The 21,421-nt window shown below is 62.7% G+C and carries 22 protein-coding genes; 9 read left to right on the top strand and 13 right to left on the bottom strand.

What is annotated here, in order from left to right; genetic code table 11:
- Positions 1 to 73: 73 nt before the first annotated feature.
- Entirely contained in the window at positions 74 to 1,447 is a 1,374-nt protein-coding gene (locus ACH2EI_RS07460) for a carotenoid oxygenase family protein (protein WP_395154749.1), read from the bottom strand.
- A gap of 98 nt (positions 1,448 to 1,545) precedes the next feature.
- Between ACH2EI_RS07460 and ACH2EI_RS07455 the strand changes: the two genes are divergently transcribed.
- A complete protein-coding gene (locus tag ACH2EI_RS07455; protein WP_395154748.1) occupies positions 1,546 to 2,181 on the top strand; it encodes a TetR/AcrR family transcriptional regulator in 636 nt (211 codons plus the stop codon).
- A 19-nt stretch (positions 2,182 to 2,200) separates the two neighbouring features.
- Here ACH2EI_RS07455 and ACH2EI_RS07450 read toward each other — a convergent pair whose 3' ends face one another.
- The 4 genes from ACH2EI_RS07450 to ACH2EI_RS07435 form a co-directional block, all read right to left on the bottom strand.
- Entirely contained in the window at positions 2,201 to 3,481 is a 1,281-nt protein-coding gene (locus tag ACH2EI_RS07450) for an acyl-CoA dehydrogenase family protein (RefSeq protein WP_395154747.1), read from the bottom strand.
- A 73-nt stretch (positions 3,482 to 3,554) separates the two neighbouring features.
- On the bottom strand, positions 3,555 to 5,126 hold the full coding sequence (locus ACH2EI_RS07445; protein ID WP_395154746.1) for an AMP-binding protein: 1,572 nt from the start codon (positions 5,124 to 5,126) through the stop codon (positions 3,555 to 3,557).
- On the bottom strand, positions 5,126 to 5,644 hold the full coding sequence (locus ACH2EI_RS07440) for a nuclear transport factor 2 family protein (RefSeq protein ID WP_395154745.1): 519 nt from the start codon (positions 5,642 to 5,644) through the stop codon (positions 5,126 to 5,128). Before ACH2EI_RS07440 ends, ACH2EI_RS07445 begins: the two co-directional genes overlap by 1 nt.
- On the bottom strand, positions 5,641 to 6,420 hold the full coding sequence (locus ACH2EI_RS07435) for an SDR family NAD(P)-dependent oxidoreductase (protein ID WP_395154744.1): 780 nt from the start codon (positions 6,418 to 6,420) through the stop codon (positions 5,641 to 5,643). Before ACH2EI_RS07435 ends, ACH2EI_RS07440 begins: the two co-directional genes overlap by 4 nt.
- Positions 6,421 to 6,644: 224 nt before the next feature.
- Between ACH2EI_RS07435 and ACH2EI_RS07430 the strand changes: the two genes are divergently transcribed.
- The gene (locus ACH2EI_RS07430; RefSeq protein ID WP_395159587.1) at positions 6,645 to 7,091 is read left to right on the top strand and encodes a pyridoxamine 5'-phosphate oxidase family protein; all 447 of its coding nucleotides are present in this window, start codon (positions 6,645 to 6,647) and stop codon (positions 7,089 to 7,091) included.
- A gap of 54 nt (positions 7,092 to 7,145) precedes the next feature.
- Here ACH2EI_RS07430 and ACH2EI_RS07425 read toward each other — a convergent pair whose 3' ends face one another.
- Both ACH2EI_RS07425 and ACH2EI_RS07420 read right to left on the bottom strand, forming a co-directional pair.
- Positions 7,146 to 7,604, bottom strand: coding sequence for a nuclear transport factor 2 family protein (locus ACH2EI_RS07425; RefSeq protein ID WP_395154052.1), 459 nt, complete (start codon positions 7,602 to 7,604; stop codon positions 7,146 to 7,148).
- Positions 7,601 to 8,401 (bottom strand): SDR family NAD(P)-dependent oxidoreductase, encoded by an 801-nt coding sequence (locus ACH2EI_RS07420; protein WP_395154051.1) that lies wholly within the window; start codon positions 8,399 to 8,401, stop codon positions 7,601 to 7,603. The genes ACH2EI_RS07425 and ACH2EI_RS07420 overlap by 4 nt, the downstream gene beginning before the upstream one ends.
- Before the next feature lie 159 nt (positions 8,402 to 8,560).
- Between ACH2EI_RS07420 and ACH2EI_RS07415 the strand changes: the two genes are divergently transcribed.
- Positions 8,561 to 9,055 carry a VOC family protein gene (locus tag ACH2EI_RS07415; protein ID WP_395154050.1) on the top strand — a complete coding sequence of 165 codons (495 nt, stop codon included), beginning with the start codon at positions 8,561 to 8,563 and terminating at the stop codon, positions 9,053 to 9,055.
- A 25-nt stretch (positions 9,056 to 9,080) separates the two neighbouring features.
- Here ACH2EI_RS07415 and ACH2EI_RS07410 read toward each other — a convergent pair whose 3' ends face one another.
- The 4 genes from ACH2EI_RS07410 to ACH2EI_RS07395 form a co-directional block, all read right to left on the bottom strand.
- On the bottom strand, positions 9,081 to 9,911 hold the full coding sequence (locus ACH2EI_RS07410) for a glucose 1-dehydrogenase (protein WP_395159585.1): 831 nt from the start codon (positions 9,909 to 9,911) through the stop codon (positions 9,081 to 9,083).
- Positions 9,908 to 10,996: a phosphotransferase gene (locus ACH2EI_RS07405; RefSeq protein WP_395154048.1), complete on the bottom strand. Its 1,089-nt coding sequence runs from the start codon at positions 10,994 to 10,996 to the stop codon at positions 9,908 to 9,910. The genes ACH2EI_RS07410 and ACH2EI_RS07405 overlap by 4 nt, the downstream gene beginning before the upstream one ends.
- A gap of 72 nt (positions 10,997 to 11,068) precedes the next feature.
- Positions 11,069 to 11,446: a Rieske 2Fe-2S domain-containing protein gene (locus ACH2EI_RS07400; RefSeq protein ID WP_395154047.1), complete on the bottom strand. Its 378-nt coding sequence runs from the start codon at positions 11,444 to 11,446 to the stop codon at positions 11,069 to 11,071.
- Positions 11,439 to 12,806 carry an aromatic ring-hydroxylating dioxygenase subunit alpha gene (locus ACH2EI_RS07395; RefSeq protein WP_395154046.1) on the bottom strand — a complete coding sequence of 456 codons (1,368 nt, stop codon included), beginning with the start codon at positions 12,804 to 12,806 and terminating at the stop codon, positions 11,439 to 11,441. Before ACH2EI_RS07395 ends, ACH2EI_RS07400 begins: the two co-directional genes overlap by 8 nt.
- Positions 12,807 to 12,922: 116 nt before the next feature.
- Between ACH2EI_RS07395 and ACH2EI_RS07390 the strand changes: the two genes are divergently transcribed.
- The 4 genes from ACH2EI_RS07390 to ACH2EI_RS07375 are packed head-to-tail and all read left to right on the top strand — an operon-like array spanning position 12,923 to position 16,852.
- Positions 12,923 to 13,444, top strand: coding sequence for a VOC family protein (locus tag ACH2EI_RS07390; protein WP_395159583.1), 522 nt, complete (start codon positions 12,923 to 12,925; stop codon positions 13,442 to 13,444).
- Positions 13,441 to 14,862: a Rieske 2Fe-2S domain-containing protein gene (locus ACH2EI_RS07385; RefSeq protein ID WP_395159581.1), complete on the top strand. Its 1,422-nt coding sequence runs from the start codon at positions 13,441 to 13,443 to the stop codon at positions 14,860 to 14,862. Before ACH2EI_RS07390 ends, ACH2EI_RS07385 begins: the two co-directional genes overlap by 4 nt.
- Positions 14,859 to 15,287: a nuclear transport factor 2 family protein gene (locus ACH2EI_RS07380; RefSeq protein ID WP_395154043.1), complete on the top strand. Its 429-nt coding sequence runs from the start codon at positions 14,859 to 14,861 to the stop codon at positions 15,285 to 15,287. Before ACH2EI_RS07385 ends, ACH2EI_RS07380 begins: the two co-directional genes overlap by 4 nt.
- Positions 15,278 to 16,852, top strand: a complete 1,575-nt coding sequence (locus ACH2EI_RS07375; protein ID WP_395154042.1) for an AMP-binding protein — start codon at positions 15,278 to 15,280, stop codon at positions 16,850 to 16,852. The genes ACH2EI_RS07380 and ACH2EI_RS07375 overlap by 10 nt, the downstream gene beginning before the upstream one ends.
- Before the next feature lie 29 nt (positions 16,853 to 16,881).
- On the opposite strand, the gene ACH2EI_RS07370 is transcribed toward ACH2EI_RS07375, so the two are convergent.
- Both ACH2EI_RS07370 and ACH2EI_RS07365 read right to left on the bottom strand, forming a co-directional pair.
- A complete protein-coding gene (locus tag ACH2EI_RS07370; RefSeq protein ID WP_395154041.1) occupies positions 16,882 to 17,676 on the bottom strand; it encodes a ThuA domain-containing protein in 795 nt (264 codons plus the stop codon).
- Entirely contained in the window at positions 17,673 to 19,313 is a 1,641-nt protein-coding gene (locus ACH2EI_RS07365; RefSeq protein WP_395154040.1) for an FAD-dependent oxidoreductase, read from the bottom strand. Before ACH2EI_RS07365 ends, ACH2EI_RS07370 begins: the two co-directional genes overlap by 4 nt.
- A 64-nt stretch (positions 19,314 to 19,377) precedes the next feature.
- Here ACH2EI_RS07365 and ACH2EI_RS07360 point away from each other — a divergent pair, with 64 nt between their 5' ends.
- Positions 19,378 to 20,232, top strand: a complete 855-nt coding sequence (locus ACH2EI_RS07360; RefSeq protein WP_395154039.1) for an enoyl-CoA hydratase-related protein — start codon at positions 19,378 to 19,380, stop codon at positions 20,230 to 20,232.
- A partial coding sequence (locus ACH2EI_RS07355) for a hypothetical protein (RefSeq protein WP_395159579.1) occupies positions 20,229 to 21,421 on the top strand: 1,193 nt, incomplete at its 3' end. The genes ACH2EI_RS07360 and ACH2EI_RS07355, both read left to right, overlap by 4 nt.

Here is a 21,421-nt window from a genome sequence, read left to right as displayed (position 1 = left end):
TGATCACACCACGCTGATCCCGCCTGCGAGTGCCGAGCGCTGCTCAATGAATTTCACAGCAATCGGGCGCGTCTCACTGCATGGCGCTGTCGGGCACCCAGCTGCCGTGCGCTCCGTATGGCACGCGTCGCGGCAGGTGGATCGTGGCCACGGGCGGCGCCGAGAAGTTCTGAGCGTCGATGATCAAAAGCCGCGACTGATCAGACGCCGTGTCGTGCGACAGGCTGATGATCCAGCCTTCGTCTTCGCCAGCATCGGGCGACGCTGGAGCGAAGACCGGCTCGGCACCACGCACGCCGTCACCGAGTTGATGCTCGGTGCAGGCACCGGTCCGAAGGTCGTACTTCCACAGCGCTGATCCGTAGACCGGTTCTTCGGAGTTGCCTTCACCCGCCATTGCCATGAGGTATCCGAAATTGGCATCGAGGCCGATCATTCGATCGTCGACGCGTCCGAAGTCGCCGGGGCGATCATCGACCTGTTCCTCGGTCACGACGCCAGCATCGAGGTCAATCGTCCACTTCCACAGGCGCCCGACTTCGGCGTAGTCGTCGTTGCTCGCCCCGAAGGCTTCGGGTTGGCGCGAGACGTGCAGCACGATCTTGTTGCCCTGTTCGTGCGCGTTGACGGGATGAAAGACGTAGCACGGGTCGATGTCAAACCAGCGCACGTCGGCATTCGTGCCGTTGCGGGGCATCACGCCAAGACGAGCGCCGGCATCTTTGTTGAACATGAACGGCAGGCCGGTCTCGAGGGCTGCAAGGTCGAAGCACACCGGGAGGTCCATGAAGATGACGTAGTTCCGGGTGACGTTGAAGTCGTGCATCATCACCATGTTCGGCAGCTCGATGCCCTCAAGCTGCTGCAGTTGGCCATCGGCGCTGACGCGGATGTAGTTCAAGAATGGCGGTTCTGGGTTGAGATAGCTGAAAGCGATCAGCTCGCCCGTGACGGGGCAGATCTTGGGGTGCGCCGTCATCGAACACGTCAATGCTCCGTCGTAGTTCTGATAGCCGAGCGTGTTGAGTTCGGCGTCGACCTTCCACGGCCAGTGCCCTTCCTCGAGACACAGCAGTTCCTTGTTGTGCGCCATGACGTGCGTGTTGCCGGTACCGCGGGTCAAGTCACCCATGCCAGCCATCGGGTCGTCGGCTGGGTCGGAAATGTTCGGTGTTTGGATGAAGCGGTTGCGGTACCACTCGGCCTTACCGTTGGCGATCCGCACGCCGTGCAACATGCCGTCGCCGAAGAACCAGTGGTCGGACTTACCCGACGCGGGGTTCGGGCCGGTGCGCACGTAGGTGCCTTGGAGCTCGGTGGGGATGGTGCCCTCGACACGAAGTTCGGTCTCGGTGACTTCATCGAGTACTGGGGCCCAGTTGTTCCGGAGGTGCCAGGGGAGTCCCCCTGTGGGCGCATCGGTCGCAGAGACATCAAGAGTCGTCATGGACCGACGGTAACACGATTCAGGCACTTCAATTTACTCCGAGTACATATTTCTTTTGTTCAATCTGCGACGCCGGTCGCCACTGCTATCGTGCAGCGATGCCCGTGCGATCCACTGACGTCGAGGCGTGCCTCGAGCGACGCCGGCCAGGACGCCCCAAAGGTGGACGTGTCGTGGCCGACCGCGCGCAACTCCTCGCTGCCGCGGTGCGTTCGATTACCGCCAACGGCCCACTGGTCACGATGGAAGACATCGCTGCCGAGGCCGGCGTGAGTAAGCCAATCCTGTACCGCACCGTCGGCGACAAGGCAGCACTGGTCACTGCACTCTCTGAATTTTTGGTCGACCGTATTGACGTCGCCGTGCGGGGCGCCACGATCTCTGCGACCGACGGACGATCGGGATTCGAGATGGCCGTGCGGGGGTACCTTGGCGCTGTCGACACCGACCGCAACATCTACCTCTTCGTGAACGCCGGCGATCAGAGCACCGAGCAACTCCGACGGCTCGTCGATCGATCCGCTCAGCAACTCCTTGAGCTCTTCACCGCTGCACGAGTCCAAGCCGGGCTTGATCGCGCCGCCGCTCGCACGTGGGCCTACGCCGTCATCGGAGCATTCCAGACAGTAACGACCATGTGGCTCGGCGACGAATACTGCGATCTCGACACGGTGGCGCAGAACCTCACACACCTGTTGTGGCCAGGCGTCGCCGCTGCCGGCGACCCCGACTGACCAACCGACGACCGGGTGATCAGCGCGGAATGTCGGTCCACGGCCCCGTGTCGGCGCGCGGTTCGCGCGCCAATCCCAAGACTCGTTCGCCGATGATGTTGCGCTGCACCTCGTCGCTGCCACCAGCGATCCGGTAGCCCGGTGCGCCGAGCAGATGTTCGTTCCACTCGTACGTGCCCCACTCCCCCGTATCGGCAGTGAGCTTGGCACCGAGCATCCCCGAGACAACCTCAGCCATCAGTGTCATCCCTTCGGTCCACAGCAACTTGCCAAGCGACCCCTCGGGGCCAGGCATGCCCGATCGAGCGAGGTCAGCAGCACGACGATTGGTGTACGACTCGACACGGCCGTGAATGAACACCCGCATGAGCTTGTCACGGGTCACCGGATCGGTCGTGAGGCCCATCCGCTCGGCTGTGCCGAGGAGTTGCTTCCACGAACCACCCGATGCCGAACCTTCGGAGCCCGACTCGGAATGGTCGCGCTCGAAGCTCAGCGTCGTGGTCGCGACCTTCCAACCATCGCCGACGGCGCCGATGCGGAGATCATCGGCCACGCGAACGTCCGTGAAGAACACTTCGCAGAACGACGACCCGCCGCTCATCTGCTTGATCGGCCGCACCTCGACGCCAGGAGTATCGAGGGGCAGCATGAAGGCAGTCAGGCCCTTGTGTTTGATCACGTCGGGGTCGGTTCGAGCAATCAGCTCACCCCACTGGCTGAACTGAGCGCCCGAGCTCCACACCTTCTGCCCGTTGATCACCCACTCGTCGCCGTCACGTTCGGCGCGCGTCGACAGACCCGCAAGGTCAGAACCGGCGCCCGGCTCGCTGAAGAGCTGGCACGCAAGTATCTCGGCGCTACGCAACGGCTGAATGAAGCGAGCCTGCAACGCATCGGACCCCAGCGCCTGAATCGTCGAGGCAATGAGCCCGACGGTCACACTGACGAGTTCATGCGTTCCTGGCGTCTCGAACTGTCGCTCGACGCGCCCGAGCGCTCGGGCGTGCGCACGGCTGAGCCCGAGGCCGCCGTGTTCGACGGCCCAGTCGACAGCGTGGTAGCCCTGCGTGGCCTTGCGCTGGATCCAGTCGGCGATGCCGAGGATGTGCTCGCGCTCCTGTTCGAACGACATGTCGGCGAACACCGACACGTCGAATGCGCCGTGGCCCGCCCCCTCGCCTGGTCCGACTGACTTCTTGGGTTCGGCATTCGCCTGGAACCACTCGGTCGCTGCTGCGGTGAAGTCGTCGACTGACATAGCTGGGTCGACGCTTACTCGTTGCTGGGTCTCGGTCATGTCGCGCCTTTCAGAGCTGGGGGTCAGAGCTGGGGGTCAGAGCTGGGGTCAGAGCTGGGGTCATAGCTGGGGGTCAGAGCTTCGGGATGGCTTCAAGTTCGTGGATGTCGCCGGCAAGCCAGGCGTCGCGCAGCTTGCGCTTATTGATCTTGCCCATCGTGCTGCGGAGGAGGTCGTCGACCACGTGGTACTCACGGGGACACTTGAAACGACTCAAGCGTTCGCTCAGCCACAGGGACAGGTCCCCAGCAGTGGGCGGCCTGGCTGGATCGGTGGGTATCACCAGACCAACGAGCTGCTCGCCCATGTCGGTGTGTGGTACGCCAAAACAACCCACATCAGCAACATCGGGGTGCTCGATCAAGAGTTGCTCGGCTTCAGCCGGGTAGATGTTGACGCCGCCGGAAACGACCATGTCGCTGAAGCGGTCGGTGATGTACACGTAACCATCGGGGTCGATGTAGCCGATTTCACCGAGCGTGAAGAGGCCGGGCTGCGGATTCGACGCTGCCGTCTTGTCGGGATCGTTGGGGTACACGATGCCACGACCGGTTGCATCGCGAAAGTACAGCGGACCTTCGGTGTTTGCAGGCAATTCCTGGAAGTCGTCGTCAAGGATCATCGCCGTGAACGGATCGACTGATCGGCCGACGGAGCCCTGATGGTCGAGCCACTCCAGACTCCCAATAGAACACACGGTGCCGACCTCGGTTGCCCCATACGCATCGTTAAACACTGGCCCAAACCACTTGATCATTTCGGCCTTCACATCAACAGGACACTTTGCCCCGGTGTGCGCCAAGAGCTTCATCGAGCTGACGTCGTACTTGGCCTTGACGTCATCGGGCAGAGCAAGCAGCCGCACGAAGTGAGTCGGCACCATCACGCTCGTTTCGGTCCGGTACTTGTCGATCGCGGCGAGGGTTGCTTCAGCGTCAAACTTCGAGAGGATCACCGACGGCACTCCAGCGCACAAGAGTCGCATTCCCGAGAGCGGCCCGGTGTGGTACATCGGGCCGACGACGAGGTGTGTACCGAATCCTGAGAACCCTCCCTGCGCCAGCGCATCGAGGTGTTCGACCATGTTGTTGCCACCGGCGAACATCGTGGGTGGAAGCTCGGTGCCTTTGGGGAGCCCGGTGGTGCCCGATGTGTACAGCAGGTTCGGGCGCGGCACGACGTCGTCGGGCGGGTGCGTCGGGCGGCCGCTTGCCAGCCAGGTTTCCCACTCGATGACGCCCTCGATATCGGCGCAGCCCCATCCAATCACGACGTCGACACCGGCTTCCTGGGCCGCAGCGACGCCCCGCTCGGCGGTTTCTGGCCCGACGAACAACACCCGGCTCTCCGAATCGCTCAAGATGTAGGCAGCTTCCGACGCCGTCAGGTGGAAGTTGACCGGCACCGACGAGGCACCGGCGAGCAGGCCCCCGAGGTGGGCAAGTGCGGTCTCGGCTGCGTTCTCGGCAAAAACCGCAATCCGGTGTGCTGCTCCGAGGTCGCCGGATCGAGCGGCGTCGAGCAGTTTGTTCGCACAGCGGTTGAGCGCATCGTTGACCTCGCTCCACGTGAGTTCGCGACCGTCGTCGACGAGGGCAAACCCTGTTGGATCAGCGGCGGCACGTTCTTGGGCAAATCGAGGCATCAGGGGCCAATCGGTCGTTGGTGAGCGGGGCGATCGAAGCTGTTCTGACGGAACACTGAAACGTCAAGTCCCATCGAATCCCGGACAAGTTGCACGTGGTCGCCGTGGTACACGCACACGCGATGCGAGATGCGCCACTCGCCGTCGCGGCGCTCGTAGTTGTCGAGGTATCGACCGTGGAACGTCGACAGTTGATCTTTGGCCGCGTCGAAGAGCGTGGCCTCTACATACATCTCGCCACGAGCGTTCGTGTCGTTATCGAATTCGACGCGGTGGTTGGTGATTGCGTGCGCCGTCCAGGCCCACCGGCCGTGCGAACCAACCACGCGGTCGCAAAACTCCCAGGCATTTCCAACGAACACACCGTGGTCGTCCGTGGCGTTGGGCCAGTACGCAGACTTCATAACCTCGACGTCGAGTCGGTCGACTCCGTACGAATAGCGACGCGCCGCCTCGCGGCACGCCTCAATCGCAAGGAGCTGGTCGATTGTCGGCGTTGGGTTCGAGAGATTGCTCATGCGATTGCTCCTCCATCGACCACAAGCGTGTGCCCAGTAACGAACTCGGCAAGTTCGGAAACAAGAAACAGGGCAACTCGGGCAACATGATCCGGCTGGCCAGCAATTCCGAGTGGGTTGGCCGCGATGCGTTGTTTGATGTCGACCCCGCCAGCCTGCAGCGGGGCGAGTTGATCTTGTACACCCGGCGTATCAATGATGCCCGGCGCAATGGCATTGACTCGGATGCCCCTGGGGCCAAGTTCGTTGGCGAAGGAGCGGGTCAAGGAGATAACGGCGGCCTTTGAAGCGCTGTAGGCCGAGATGTTGGCGCCGCCACCGAGCCCAGCGATTGACGCGAGGTTGACAATCGATCCGCCATGCTCCATTCGGCGGGCAGCCTCGCGGGCGACACTGAACTGGGCGCGTACGTTGACGTCGAGCATGCGGTGGATGAACGCATCAGCGACATCGATCATTGGTCCAGTCGTGGGGAAAATGCCAGCATTGTTGACAACAATGTCGAGCCCGCCAGCACTGGCTACCGAGTCGAGGGCTGCATCAAGCTGATCCGGTTCGGTGATGTCGCAGGCCGCAAAGCCCGCGCCCATCGCTGCAGCGACCGCTTCGGCCGCTGGATGAAGATCGCCAATGGTGACCACCGCGCCCGCCTCGACGAGCCGGCGAGCAATCGCCATCCCGATGCCCTGTGCACCCCCGGTGACGAACGCCCGCTTGCCGGTGAGATCGATGAGTTCGGTGATGCCGACGGTTTCGGCGACGACACGTTCAGCCATCCGCTTCAGCCATCCGTTTCAGCACTGCGTTGAACATCGGGGTGACATTACCGAACGATTGTTAAGGATCTCCAACCAGGCTCACCAACACGACAAAAAAGCGGTCAGGCCCCACAACGTGCCGAACAAGAACGGCACGAACGACACCAATCCTCGGCTGGTCTACGTTGGGAAGGCCCCTGAAAATTCCCCACCCTGAACAATCCGAACTGACGGAGTACGACATGGCCAATGACATCGATCTCGACGGCGTGAAGGCATGTGCATCGGAGCTGAGCCCGTGGGCGCACATTGCCACGGTGGGCGCTGACGGCGCCCCCGATGTCGTGCCTGTACATCCGTGCTGGGACGGAGACACACTCTGGACCATGCTCGGTGTCGACTCGGTGAAAGCCCGCAACGTAGCTGCCAACGCAAACGTTGCCCTGCACTGGCAGGTGACTGCAGTTGGTGACGGAGTCGCAGTGTGGGGTACTGCCACCCTGCACGATGACGTTGCGACGAAGCGACGGCTCTGGGACGGCGTCTTTGACTACGACCTCAGCGCATTTGCTCCGGGCGGGCCAGATAACTCCCCCGACACATCGTTTCTCGCGATCACGCCGCAACGCGCTCTCGTGCTGAAGCAATATGGGATGGGCGGGTCCATGCGCTGGTCTGCCGAGACGTGACAGAGCGTCAAGATCCGGGCCAGATGGCGGCGACACCGATCCAATGTTGCTTGCTCAACTGCGTACGACAGCAACGTTCCCGTCAGTCCACATAACAGTGAGCGTGCGGTGTGCTATTCGCCAGCCCTGGGAAGTCCGCGTCAGACGATCCTCGTAGCGGCCTGCCACGATGTAGTTGGGGCCACCTGCTGCGGCGGTGCGAACATGTTGCGCCTGGAGGTAGCAGCGGTGCGTTGCGGCGTCGCCGTCAACGAGTACCTCGTGATTGCCAACCAGGTGTTGGCTGTCGTCAAGGTGCTCGAGCGCTTCGCGAATACGGGTGACAATCGCGTCGACACCGGCAAGCATCGGAGGCTGGCCAAGCTGCGCCGTGGCGTCGTCGAGAAAGACCGTTCTCAAAGCAGGCCAGTCTTTCGTGTCAAGCGCTTTGCAGTACCGAAGGGCAAGGGCGACGATGGCGCGTTCGTCGAGGAGTTCCTGCAGCGTGTTCTCGACGTCTCTGACTGCGCTCACACCAACGTCCATCCGCCATCGACAGCGATGTTCTGACCGGTGATGTAGCTCGATGCGCTCGACACCAGAAACAGAACCGCGTGCGCAATGTCGTTCGGCGTTCCCTTCCTCCCGAGCGGCACGTTCGACGATCGGCCTGTGGTGAGCGGACCCATCAGGCCGGACAACGAAGGGTTTTTCGGCCAGAAATGTTCGATCTCTCCGGCATGCATGCGATCGAGTGTGGGCACTGGCACCACACCGGGGCTGACTGCATTGACTCTGATTCCGTGGGGCGCAAGGTCGACCGCCAAGCTCTTCGAGAAGTGGATCGCGCCTGCCTTGGCTGTGTCGTAGCCGGTACCAAGACACGGGAGCATGCCGTCGACCGATGCGATGTTGACGATCGCACCGCCATCACCCTGTTCGACCATCCGAGCTGCTGCGGGCTTCGAGCAGTTGAACAGGCTCGCGAGGTTGATATCGATCGACCGCTGCCAAGACTCGACGCTTTGATCGAGAATGCTGCCCGCCTCGTGATACGAACCAGCATTGTTCACCAACACGTCGAGGCGATCGCCGACATGGCCGAGCGCAGCCGCACACGCGTCGGCATCGGTGACATCGAGGTCCAACGCAGTACCACCAATGTCGCGAGCGACTCGTTGCGCTCCGTCACCGTCGATGTCGGCAACGATCACGCCCGCGCCAGCAGCAGCAAGGATGCGCGCGATGCCCTCACCGATCCCCGTTGCCGCGCCGGTGACCACAGCAGTCTTGCCAGAAAGGTCGAAAAGGCCAGCAATCGCTACGTCCATCCCTCAGAAGCTACGACGTTCGCTGGTTCCGGCAAAGAGTCGGAAGGTCCCGAGCCAGCGACTGGCCGCTTGCGATGTTGGCCCGACGCGACCTGGGGCGTCGCCAGCCAACTCCTCACACAACCGATGCCGAGCCAGTCGTTCGGTACCGTGAGTTCCATGATAGGTGAACCGGTTCAGATCGCATATGGCGTCGACGACGTACGGTCCGCTGCGGCGCGTTGGGTGACGCGCGGTGTTGGTCCGTTTTTCGTCTTGGACCACATCGAGCTTTCCAATGTGCGGCTCGGCGGGGAACCGGCTGCGTTCGATCACTCGTCTGCGTACGGACAGTGGGGATCACTGATGGTCGAGTTGATCTGTCAGCACGATCGCCAGACCGAACCCTTCGTGTACCCGCATGGCATTCATCACGTTGCGTACATGGTGGACAACTTCGCCGCGGCCCACGCCGAACTTATCGGCAGCGGCTCTGCGGAAGCGTTGTACGCCGAGACTGCAACGGGCATGCCATTCGCGATGCACGACGCCCAACTCGAACTCGGTCACCACATCGAGATCTACGAAGGCAACGAACGCCTCCGCGGGTTCTACGAGATGGTCCGCACAGCCTCCGCGACATGGGACGGCGCAGACCCGATTCGCACCCTGTAGCCGTCGGGATCTCTGAGCCCGCTGCTCACGTGGTCCGTCCGGCTTCGTGAAACTGCCGACTGCTGCCAACGTTGAACCGGTTCGGCAACATTCCAGCCGTCGTTTGACCAGCGTCGACGACCAACGTGTGACCCGAGACGTATCGAGCGTCGTCGCTGGCGAGGTACAGCGCCGCTGCGGCGATGTCGTCGGGCACTCCGGCGTAGCCGAGGGGGGAACCAGCAGCGATCTTCTGAGTGGCATCATCGATGGCATCGGGGTCGCCGCTCGTGACCGTCGCCGTCATCGCCGTCACGGTATTACCGGGTGAAATGGCATTCACTCGAATGCCATTGGGAGCGAGTTCGTTGGCAACCGACTTCGTCAAGCCGATCACACCATGTTTGGCGGCGGTGTACGCGTGCGGTCCGAGTCCACCGAGGATGCCTGCTGTGCTGGAGGTGTTGATGATGACACCAGAGTTCTGCGTGAGCATCACCCGCGCTGCGTGCTTGACACCGAGGAACACGCCACGCAGCAAGATTGCCACCGTGTTGTCCCACGCCTCAACCGACGTTTCAGAGATCCGTCCGACCGAGCCGACGATGCCAGCGTTGTTGAACATCACATCCAAACTGCCAAACTCCGAGACGGCGAGGTCGACGGCGGCTGCCACCTCGTCTTCGATCATCACGTTGCACTGCGCAAACCGAGCGGCACCACCAAGTTCGTTGGCCAGCGCCATACCGGCGTCGGTTTGCATGTCAGCGAGGATCACTTTCGCACCTTCTTTCACGAACATCCGGGCGGTGCCCGCTCCGATGCCGCTGGCTGCGCCGGTAATGACAGCGACCTTGCCGTCGAGTCGACCGCTCATGAGCCGAACCCGTGATCGATCAGTGCGCTCTGCGCACGTTCGATGACCGCAGTCCACAGTGCAACAGCACGCTCGCTGGTGAAGTCGAGGCTGCCGACGGCGAGCACCGGAATCATCCATCCGCAGCCCACACCCACTCGGTAGTCGGCCGTCAAGACATCAAAGCCATAGTCAGAGACACCGGCTGCGACGAGGGCATCGTGGTACGCACGAAGGAGTTCGGGCTCGTGTGCTCGCCGATCGTCGACGGTGAGGTTCTGCGACAGCAGGTAGGCCACGTCTGCAACGCCGCCACCTTGGCTGATTGCTTGCCAGTCGATGACCACGACGGTGCCTGCATCGTCGAAGAACAGGTTGTCGGCCCGATAGTCGAAATGGACCAGCGTGTGCGGCATTGCCGCCAGGTCGTCAAGAATCTGGGGCCGCATGGCCGCATAGCCGGCAACGAAGTCGGCCAGCTCGGGCTTGATCGCGGAGCCGAATGCCTCCATAAAGCCGGGCAATGACGCCTCGTAGATTGGCGAACCTGCTTGATTCAGCGGACCGTTGATCACCGGGATGAAGTCGGCGTTCTCCATGCCGGCGCCATTCCAGAATCGTGCGTGGTGGGCTGCCAAGCCAACCAACGCGGCGCGGGCCTGCTCGACGGTGGTGCCGCTGACTTGGTCGCCGAGTTGCAGGTCGGAGAGGTCTTCCATCAGCAGCATGTAGGCCTCGTCGGCTGCAGCGTCCGCGACCTCGCACGTGACATGGAAAATGGCGGGTGTCCGGACTGGGCTCATATGCGCCAGTTCGCTGTAGAAGCGATGCTCGCGTTCATAGATGCGGGTCGGCTGCATCATCGCTCGGATCTCGGGCGACTGAGTCGGGAACTTGGCAATCACCGTGGTTGGTGCATTGCCGGCATCACCGTCGTAGACGACGCCAACGGTCGCTACTTCGCCCATGAACCCGACCCCGGCGCCTGCCGGATCGAGGAGCACTTGTGCAACGGTCACGCCCGCAGGGATCGTCCCCGACCCCTGCAGGGCCTCGGTCATCCATTCTGCGGTGATTTCGCTGGTGGTCGTCGGCAATGTCGCCATGTGGTGTCAGTCCTGATTCTGTCGTGCTTGTTCGGGTGGAATCGTTTGAGCTGGGCTCGAGCTACTGGCGCGTTAGCGCGTCTGCATGTGGCTGCCGTCAGCACTGGGGCCGGTGTCGCGCGTTGGGTTGCTCAGCACGACCATTGCGATGCCATCGACCTCAGTCACCGCGTGGCACGGCACACCTTCCCAGGCGGGAGGCCCAGAGTGTTCACCAGTACGCACGTCGAATGAAGCCCCGTGGAGCGGGCAGGTCACGCCATAGCCGAGCAATCGACCTTCACTCAAGGGCGTGTCGGCGTGCGAGCAGTTGTCGGTCAGTGCGAACAATTCGCTGCCGACGCGGCATACCACAATGCCGTCGCGACCGACCTGCTCGAAGCAGCGCATCTCGCCGTCGGCCAAATCGGTAAGGTCGCCGAGCCCGATCGGCCCGTCCGCCTCAGACATCGAGCGGGCCCAGTGCCAGGTAGCGCTCAAGATTGTCGTGAAAGAACTTGATGCGCCGCTCTTGCTTGGGTGTGTATTCGCCGCGATAGCCGCGCGAGCGAAGGCCTTGCTGCTGGGTGTTCCAGATAGCAACGTCCTGGTCGATGCCGGGGCCGCACGAGACCTCGCCGGCCCGCCCCGTCTGGTGCTCAACCTGATGGTCGATCGACACCCAGTCTTTCATCGAGTTCGAGAAGTACTCCTTGGAACCCTCGGGGAACAACGTGAGGTACCACATGTCGAAGAAGCACTTCTGCGGATCTGTCGGATGCGGCGTGGCCCTGAGCCAGATGCAGCCATCGGGCTTCATGCTGAACGAGATGTTCGGAAAGATCGTGTAGTGGTAGTTGTCGGTGAGCTGCTCGTCGGAATATCGCGAGAAGTCGTATCCCTTTCCCGCTCCGAGCTGGCGCTTCGCCTGCTGGAGCGCGGGCCGCAGCTCGGGAAGGTTGTCGCGGTACTGCTCGCCGTCGACACCCCAGAACGACAGGTCCGCAGCGAGGCTCTTCAGGGTTCGCTCGGGCTTGCCGCTGTACTGAGGGCCGGGACCGCCACCGGGCATCAGCATGCGCGCGTGGCCCGACGGATACAGGTCGAATTGGCATCCGCTGTGATGCTCGTTCATCGACGCCAGCGTCTGGGGATGAACGTAGGGCAGGTGATAGCTCTCGTTGAAGTTGTCTTGGACGCACTTCCAGTTGAACTCGCCAACGACGGTGACCCAGTGCGTGCGCCGCATGTTCTCCATCTGGTACGCGTCGAGGTGATCAGCAACGGGGGCGAGCCAATCGCGCAGCGGCTTCGCCTCAGGGTCCATGTTGAACCAGATGAATCCAGCCCATGTGTCTGACGGCATTTCGACGAGGTTGCGCTTGCCGCACGGGCTGCCCTGCGTGAAGTCGTCTTCGTCTGGCACCCAGTTCAAGTTTCCGTCATCGCCGAACCTCCACCCGTGGTAGGCACACTCGAACTCACCTGTAATCAGCGAGCCCGACTCGGCGGTGACCAACCGATTGCCGCGGTGTTGGCACACGTTGTAAAAGACCCGTACCTGCTGGTCGCTGCCGCGGACCGCAATGACCGAGTCGCGGCCGATTTCATACGTGATGTAGTCGCCCGCGGCGGGAATCTGATCGACGCGACCGGCGACCTGCCAGACCCTCGGCCACATCGCCTCAGCCTCGCGTTGTGCGAACTCAACCGACCAATACCGGTCACCTGTAATCGTTGCGCCAGTGAGATCGGGCTCGGGCGCTTTGGCCCGGGTGATGCCGCGCACATCAACCGGAACGTCGATGGAGGGCTCTGCAATGTCAGTCATAATCTGCGTCCTCGTGGCTTCGCTGAGAGAGTGCAACCGGCTGCCGACTAACCTAACAAACGTTCAGCAAGTCGGGCGAGCGCAAGGGAGCCAGTGGACGTGATTCGGCAATTGACATGATTCGGGGCATCCACCACGTGGCCATCTCGACGCCCAACCTCGATCGACTCGCTGCGTTTTACACCGATGTCATCGGGTTCACGCGGGTCATGGAGACTGCGTGGGCCGACCGGCCGCTCGTCGACCGGATGATCGGCGGATACGACCGATCCGCTGCCCGTCAAGTGATGCTGCAGGCGGGCAATGCCCACCTTGAACTGTTCGAGTACTCGTCGCCGACGCCGACGCCAGCCGACCCCGACCGCACGCCCGCCGACCACGGGTACACCCACTTTTGTCTCGACGTTGTCGACATCGACGCCGAGTATGAACGGCTCGCAGCACACGGCGTCACGTTCAACAGCGCACCACCGACCGTCGAAGAAATGGGCGGCGTCGCCCGGCTCCGAGCGATCTACGGCCGCGACCCCGACGGCAACATCATCGAATTGCAAGAAGTGCTCGACACGTCGATTCCCTTCGCTCTCGAACAGACCGCGATGATCAACACCCCGGCACCCGCAGGCGGCACGCCATGACCGACCAGATCACTCCCGTCAACCTGCAACCCGGCGACGGTCGCTGTCCTGGGCCGAGCACCCACGACATCATCAGCGCCGATTCGGTGCCGCCTCCAACGCAACTTCTCACTCAGTCCTACAGGTTTGAGGGTGACGAGGACGTGCCGTATGAGGAATTCACTTCACGCGAGTACGCGTTGGCCGAACACGATCACATGTGGTCGCGCACCTGGCAGTGGGCTTGCCGTGAAGAACACATCCCCGAGCCTGGCGACTACTACGTGTACGACATCGGTGATCGGTCCGCGCTCGTTGTCCGCGGCCCCGACGGCACAATTAAGGCTTTCCACAACTCATGTCTGCACCGCGGCACACAACTCAAGCCGCCGGCCACCAGCGGCTTCTCCAATAAACTGCGCTGCCCGTTCCACGGCTGGACATGGTCACTCGACGGCGACCTGATCGATCTGCCTTGTGAGTGGGACTTTCCCCACGTCGCTGCTGACGAGTACCAGCTTCCACAGCTCCGCACCGGAATCTGGGGTGGGTTCGTGTTCGTCAACTTCGACGATTGTGCGCCCGCGCTACAGGCGCCGCCGCTGGAGGAGTACCTCGGCGTGCTGCCCGAGCACTTCCAGAACTGGAACCTCGGCGACCGCTACGTCGAAGTGCACATCCGCAAGAAACTGCCAGCCAACTGGAAGGCTTCAGCCGAGGCCTTCCTCGAGGCGTATCACATCCTCGAAACACACAGTCAGGCGATTTATACCGCCGGAGACGCGAACGCCCAATACGACGTGTTTGGCGACAACGTCACGCGCTTCATCCACACCGTTGCCACAACAAGCCCCCACGTACCCGAAGCGCAGCGGCCCGACGAACAAGCCATGCTGAACATGCTGATGGCTCGCAAAAACCCCGGCCACGACGTACCCACGATTCCGCAGGGCGAACGGGCCCGCGACGTCTACGCCCGCCACATCCAGGGCACGTTGGGCGAGGCATACGACAACGACTTCTCGCATTTGTCGGTGAGCGAAACGATCGACTCGATCGAGTATTTCCTGTTCCCCAATGCGTTCTTCTTCCCGGGCCTTCAGATCCCACTCTGCTACCGCTTCCGCCCTGACGGCCCCGATCCTGATCAGTGCATCTACGAGGTGCTCTACCTCCGGCCGAAACCGCGCTCGGGTCGGCCTCCACGCCCCGCTGCGCCAGTCGACCTTGGTATCGACGACAGCTACACCACCGTGCCGGGGCTGCCGATCTCGCTCGCCCAGGTACTCGATCAGGACACGTCGAACCTCGCAGCCCAAACGCGGGGATTTAAATCCAGCAAGAAGCGGGGACAAACGCTGGGCAACTATCAAGAGGTCCGGGCCCGTCACTTTCAGTCCTTGGTCCGCCAGTACATCAACGAAGGAGCCAACACGTGAGTAGAGACGCCATCAAAGATCTGGTGCACCAGTACGCCGACGCCGTCGTGCATCGCAATCCTGATCAGTGGGCTGCCACATGGGCAGCCGATGCCGTGTGGGAACTCGGCAAGGGGCGCCGGGTCGAGGGGCAAGAGGCAATCCTCGGTCTCTGGAATTCCGCGATGGACGGGTTCAAGGCCGTGGTGCAGAACGTGGTGAACGGAACAGCCACTGTTGACGACTCAGCAGGCACCGGCACGGGCCGGTGGTATGTCCACGAGCACTGGCATCGCGCCAACGACGAACGCGGCATTCTTCTTGCCTACTACGACGACACCTACATCCGCGTCGACGGCCAGTGGCTCTTTGCCAGCCGCGAACTCACGATCCAATACGGTGGGCCACCGGACCTGTCGGGCACGTTCCAGAATGCGTGGGCCTGACGTTGGCTGCACTCACCACGGCATTCGCCACCGACCGACCCGATGACCTCGCGCTGGCCGATGACACCGGCACGCGCACATGGGTAGAACTCGACTCCCGCGTCAACCAACTCATCCACGCGTTCCGCCAAGCCGGAATCAACGCGGGCGACACGATCGCCATCGTCAGCGGAAATTGCAACGAATGGTTCGAAACGTCGTTCGCATGCTCGAACAGCGGCATCACTCACATTCCGGTCAACTGGCATTTGGTCGGTCCCGAAATCGCATACATCCTGCACGACTCGAACGCCAAGGTGGTCGTCGTCGGCCATCAGTTCGTCGACGAGGTGACACGCGCGCTCGACGACGACCGTGTCAGCGGGATCGAGCTGGTGCTGGTGATCGGCGCACCGACGGCCGGTCGCTTCCAAAACTTCGACGAGTTCCTTGCAACGGGCTCCGCTGACGAGCCCGACAACCAGAGCTTCGGCGGACCGATGTTCTACACCTCGGGCACGACCGGCAATCCGAAAGGCGTCCGGAGCACGTTGTCGAGCATGCCGCCATCGACCGATCCGTCGGTGTGGCAGCTGATTGGTGCCGGATTCTCTGACCTCGTGATCGGCAACGGTCGCACAGTGCTGTGTGGCCCGGTGTATCACTCGGCCCAGTGGGCGTACTCGTTCCTGCCGATGATCATCGGCTCGGCCACGGTGATGCAGCACAAGTACGACAGTGCTGGCGTGCTCGATCTCATCGACCGGCACCAGGCAACGAACATCCACCTCGTACCGACGCAGATGAAGCGGCTCATCGACCTTCCAGCCGAAACCAAGGCGTCCTTCGACGGTTCGTCGCTGCAGTTGGTGCTGCATGGCGCGGCGCCGTGCCCGCCCGTGGTCAAGCAAAGGATGATCGACTGGTGGGGCCCGAAGATCACCGAGTACTACGGCTCGACCGAGGGGTCGGTGATCACCATGATCGATTCCGAGCAGTGGATGGCCAAAGGCGGCAGCGTCGGCCCACCGACGGCGAACATGGAGATCATCGTCGTCGCTGACGACGGCACACGGCTCGGGCCAAACGAGCCGGGCACGCTGTACTTCCGGAATGCGATGGGGATGGACTTCGAGTACCACAACGCACCCGGAAAGACCGACGACGCGCACCTCGAACCCGGCGTCTTTACCACCGGCGACATCGGCTACGTCGACGACGACGGGTACCTCTGGCTGAGCGACCGCAAGATCGACATGATTATCTCCGGCGGCGTCAACATCTATCCCGCCGAAATCGAAGGCGTACTCGGCGGGCACTCGCTCGTGGCCGACGTCGCCGTCATCGGGATTCCGAACGACGACTTCGGCGAAGAGGTCAAGGCCGTGATCGTCCCGCAGGTCGGCGTTGCCCCCGATGAGGATCTCGTCAACACCTTGCGCGCGTTCTGCCGCGAGCAGCTCGCTGGCTTCAAGGTGCCCCGTTCGTTCGACTTCACCGACGAACTCCCCCGCACCGGTACTGGCAAGGTGCAGAAGGCCAAAGTCCGCGCCCCCTACTGGGAGGGCCACGACCGAGCGATCTGATCAGCCTGTCGGCACCAGACCCCGGCCGCCTACGAGCTGCTGGTTGAGCTGCTGGCAGCCCAGGCAATCGCATTCGAGAGAATGCGGCGATAGTTCGGGTCGGCGTAGGTCTGCGCGCCGTCACCGAACTGGATATAGGCGATGGGCGACGCGCCCACCTGCTTGGTCCACGCCACCAGGTTGCTCCCAGCCGGGTGCGACCAATCCGTGCGATCGTTGCGTGTGCCGCGAATCGCTCGGTCGGCGGAGTAGAAGTTCGCGTCGACGAAGTCGTAGGTACTGGCCATCAACGGCTCGATCCCCTCGTCAAGAACGGGGAAGAGGTACACCTCGTCGGTGATGTCGAACGACGTGTCGAGTCCCGCGCAGATTGGATGGGTCGGGTCGAGCACCTCGACGGTGTGAGTGACGTCGTGCCGGTATCCCGAGTCGGGATAGTCGGTACCGTCGAGCGTCGCCGGCTGGTAATGGAAGCGACCTCCAACGATGTGGGCGTAGCGCTCCCAGGTCGGCCAACCGGCGATCGCATGGTGGAGGAAAACCATGCCCTTACCGGCCGCGAGTAGCGCTTCGAACGCCTCTGGATAGCCGTCGGGCGGTTCAGAAAACTCAGCGGGTGGATCGCTTCGGCTGAAGGTGATGCCCGGCATGTCGTACATGACGAACACGTCGTACTCACTTGCACGGCCGGGTTCGACGAGCGCCAAGGCCTCCGGATGCTCAACATGCCTCCACTCGACATCGTCGAATGAATCGAACACTGCAAAGAAGGCGTCGGCGTCGAACGGATGGCCCTTCGTCACGAGCGCGACGCGGAGACTCATAACCCTGTCCCCACTGCCGCTGCCACTGCCGCTGCCGCTTCGCGACCTGCAATGAAACCGAACGTCATGGCGGGTCCGAGCGTGCCGCCCGCTCCGCCGTACACCATGCCAGTCGGCGCCGCCATCACGTTGCCTGCGGCAAACAGGCCATCGATCACTCCCCCGCCAAGGGAGAGAACCCGGCAACGCGTGTCGGTCTTCGGGCCTCCGTTGGTGCCCAAAGAGCCACTCTCGATCGGCAACGCGTAGTACGGACCTCGGTCGAGTGGTCCAAGTGTGGCCGCAACGCCATCAAGTGACTGGTCGCCGTTGAACGCGTCGTATGCGCTGACGCCGCGTTGGAAGTCGGGGTCTTCGCCGTTCCTCGCATCAGTGTTGAATCTGTCGACGGTCTGGCGAAGGATCACGGGGTCGAGGTTGAGTTCCACGGCAAGCCCTTCGACGGTCTCGGCCTGCACCATCCACTCGGCGGGCGGGTCCACTGCCCGACACGACGCAACGTCATAGGTCGTCTTGTGACGATGATCAAAGATCAGCCAGGCCGGCAGGTTCGGATAGTCGAACGTCGCCGGGTCGAATTGGTGGAACACCCCGCCCATTGCGTTGTAGTTCCCCGCCTCGTTGCAAAACCGCCGGGCTGAGCGATTGACCATGATCGATCCCGGCCGGGTGCGTTCCAACAGCACGAGGTGCGGTCGATCCGCACCCCACTTCTGTGCGCCGTCAGCCCTCGTCACCGGCACCCACCACGCATTGCGCATATTGCCAAGACGGGCCCCGATTTCCATCGCCATAACGAGGCCATCGCCGGTGTTATCGGGTGACCCCGATGGAGCCGACATCGGCCCGCGCAAGAACGTGCGACACAATTCTTCGTTCCATTCGAAACCGCCCGTCGCCAGCACGACCGCCGAGGCGCGCACGTCGATGACGTGATCTTGCGACATCACTTGCACCCCCGTGACCCGCCCGTTGCTGGTGGTCAGATGATTCGCCGCAGCACCGAGACGGAATGTCACACCCCTGTCGAGACAGCCTCGGACCAAGGCCCCAACGAGGCCGAGGCCCATGCCGTTCTGACCCGCCGAAGCACGAGAGACAAGCGTGTCGGTCGACGGCATCTCGCTCGCCCCACCGAGCGGGGTCTCGATCAACATGACCGGATTCGGCCGGTTGACCCGGATGCGGTCGGCCCACTCCTCGAGCTCGCTGAAGGCAAACAACCCGTTGTCGATCGACCGGCCACCCCCTGCAAGGCCGCCAGGGTGTTCGGGGTGGTAATCGGGATAGGTCGGCAGAAGATGGAACGAACACGGTGTGTGTGCGTCAAGGTGGGCAAGCATCTCGGGGCCGACGTCGACGAACGTGGCAGCCATGTCCGAGTCGATCTGCCCTAACGACAGCGACTCGAAATAGGCCAGCGCCGCACGACGTGAATCGGCAATCCCTGCCTCAGCTTGCAGATGGTTGTTCGGGATCCAGATGATGCCGCCGCTGATTGCAGAAGTTCCGCCAATCAGCTCGCTCTTCTCGAAGACCGTCACGGCAGCACCGTGGTCGGCCGCCGCGATCGCGGCGACCAGGCCGGCAGCGCCGGAACCGAGTACAGCGACGTCAACGTCCGTGTCAAGCTCCATTCCCCCGACGTTAGTAAACGGCCGATCAATTACTCGGAGCGTCAACGTGGAAAGATCTGCACTCATGAATGACGCAACGTCGGACGTCTTGTTGATCGACGACCCAGCGCCGCGTATCCGGCGCCTCACCTTGAACCGTCCCGAGAAGCGCAACGCGCTCAACGACGCACTACGCGGCGCACTGTTTGATGCGCTGCGCGAGGCCGATCGCTCGCGTGATGTCTCAGTGATCATCATCCGCGGCGGCGGGTCGTGCTTCTCGGCTGGCTATGACCTCGGATCACCCAACCACGATGTCGAACGATCAATCGCGAAGGCCGATGGTTGGTGGAGTCGCCACGTCGTCAACAACTGGCTCGAAATGTGGGACATGGCCACGCCGATCATCGGCCAGGTACACGGCTGGTGTTTGGCCGGAGGCACCGAACTCGCTGCAGCCTGCGACCTCGTCTACGTCGCCGAAGACGCACAGATCGGTTACCCGCCGGTGCGATTGATGTCGCCGCCCGACATGCAATGGCAGACTTGGCTGATGGGGCTGCGACGCGGCATGGAAGCGCTCCTCACCGGCGACGCCATGAGCGGCACCGACGCAGTGACCGCCGGCATGGCGAACCGGGCGTTCCCGGTTGACGACCTCGATGCTGCAGTGCTGGCCGTGGCCGAACGGGTCGCCAAGGTGCCACCCGAACTGCTCGCCCTCAACAAGCGGTCGGCCCACCGGGCGATGGAAGCAATGGGCATCCGCGATGGCATCCGAGCCACGGCCGACATCCAGGCACTCGGCTTTCACCAGCCTCCCTCCATCGAGTACCTCAAGTCATTCGCTGAGAAGGGCGTTGCCGCCGCGCTCAGCGAACGAGACGAACAATTCAACGACTACCGCGAATCCAACCCAGCAACAGGGAGTACCTCATGAACACCAACAACACCTGGTTCGCCGACTCATCGCTCGGCGAACGATTTCCCGCATGGACCCGAGGCAACGCCGCGGACGTGTTCCCCGATCCGTTCAGTCCGCTGGGGCAAAGCCTCGTCCTCCGCAAGGGCATGTCGTTGGGCTTGCGCGACGCCTACATCGACCTCGGGGCACTCAGCTACGACGAGTTCGAAGACCCTGACGGCCCCGATCTGTTCAAAATGTTCGGCGGGTACATCTACAATCCGTTGACGTTGACGCGTATTCTCGGGGCACGGATGCCCGGCGCGTCGCCCGAAATGATCGACAAGGCGTTCTTTGATGAGCGCGACGAGGTCCCGGCGTACGAGGAGCACCCGTGGCATGTGTCGCCGGATCACGAGGCCAAGCTCGGCGCATCGATGGGATGGGCGATGTCGGCAACCTCGCTGCCCGAGTTGGAGGCAGATCGGGAGATGGTTCGCGCTGAGCGCGCTCAGCGCCCTGACCTCACTGCACTCACCGACGCAGCAGTGCTCGCTCGGGCCCGTTCGATGGTGCCGTTGCTGCAGCGCACATTCGAAAACGCGATGCGGGTGTCGTCGCTGGCTTCGCTCGGCCCGGGCGCCCTCGCTGCTGTCTGTGAAGGTCTCGGCGACGCAAACCTGTCGATTCGCCTGCTGGCCGGCATCGAAGTCGACTCGGCGGCGCCGTCACACGCAATGTGGAAGCTCGGCCGACTGGCCAATGCCTCCGAAGCGGTGAGCGCAGCCTTCGCAACCGGACCCGACAGCGTGCTCGAAGCACTCCGGACCAACGGTGGCTCTGAGGCGAATGCGTTTCTCGGCGAGTTCGAGCAGTTCCTCGTCGATCACGGCGCCCGCGGCCAGAACGAGTACGACCCCCTGGCACTTTCGTGGGAGGTGAAGCCGCGCATCGCCCTTGCAGCAATTGACCTCATGCGACGTTCAGACGAGGCACAAGCCCCAGCGACGCGCCACGGCGTCGCCGTTATCGAGCGCGACCGAGTCGCTGCCGAGGTTCGAGGCAAGATCGCCGACGATGCTGAAACAGCCGGCATGTTCGAAGCTGCGTTGGGTTCGGCGCAACTCTTCCTTGCGGGACGCGAGCGGGCCAAGACCAACGTGGTTGTCATCATCAACGAGATCCGTGTGGCGCTGCGCGAGTACGGCCGGCGACTCGTCGAGCG

Origin of the sequence: Ilumatobacter sp., assembly GCF_041688325.1 — a bacterium.
In the GTDB taxonomy this organism is placed as follows: domain Bacteria; phylum Actinomycetota; class Acidimicrobiia; order Acidimicrobiales; family Ilumatobacteraceae; genus Ilumatobacter_A.
Note: the sequence above shows the minus strand (reverse complement) of the source record. Positions and strands in the feature narration are given on the sequence as shown.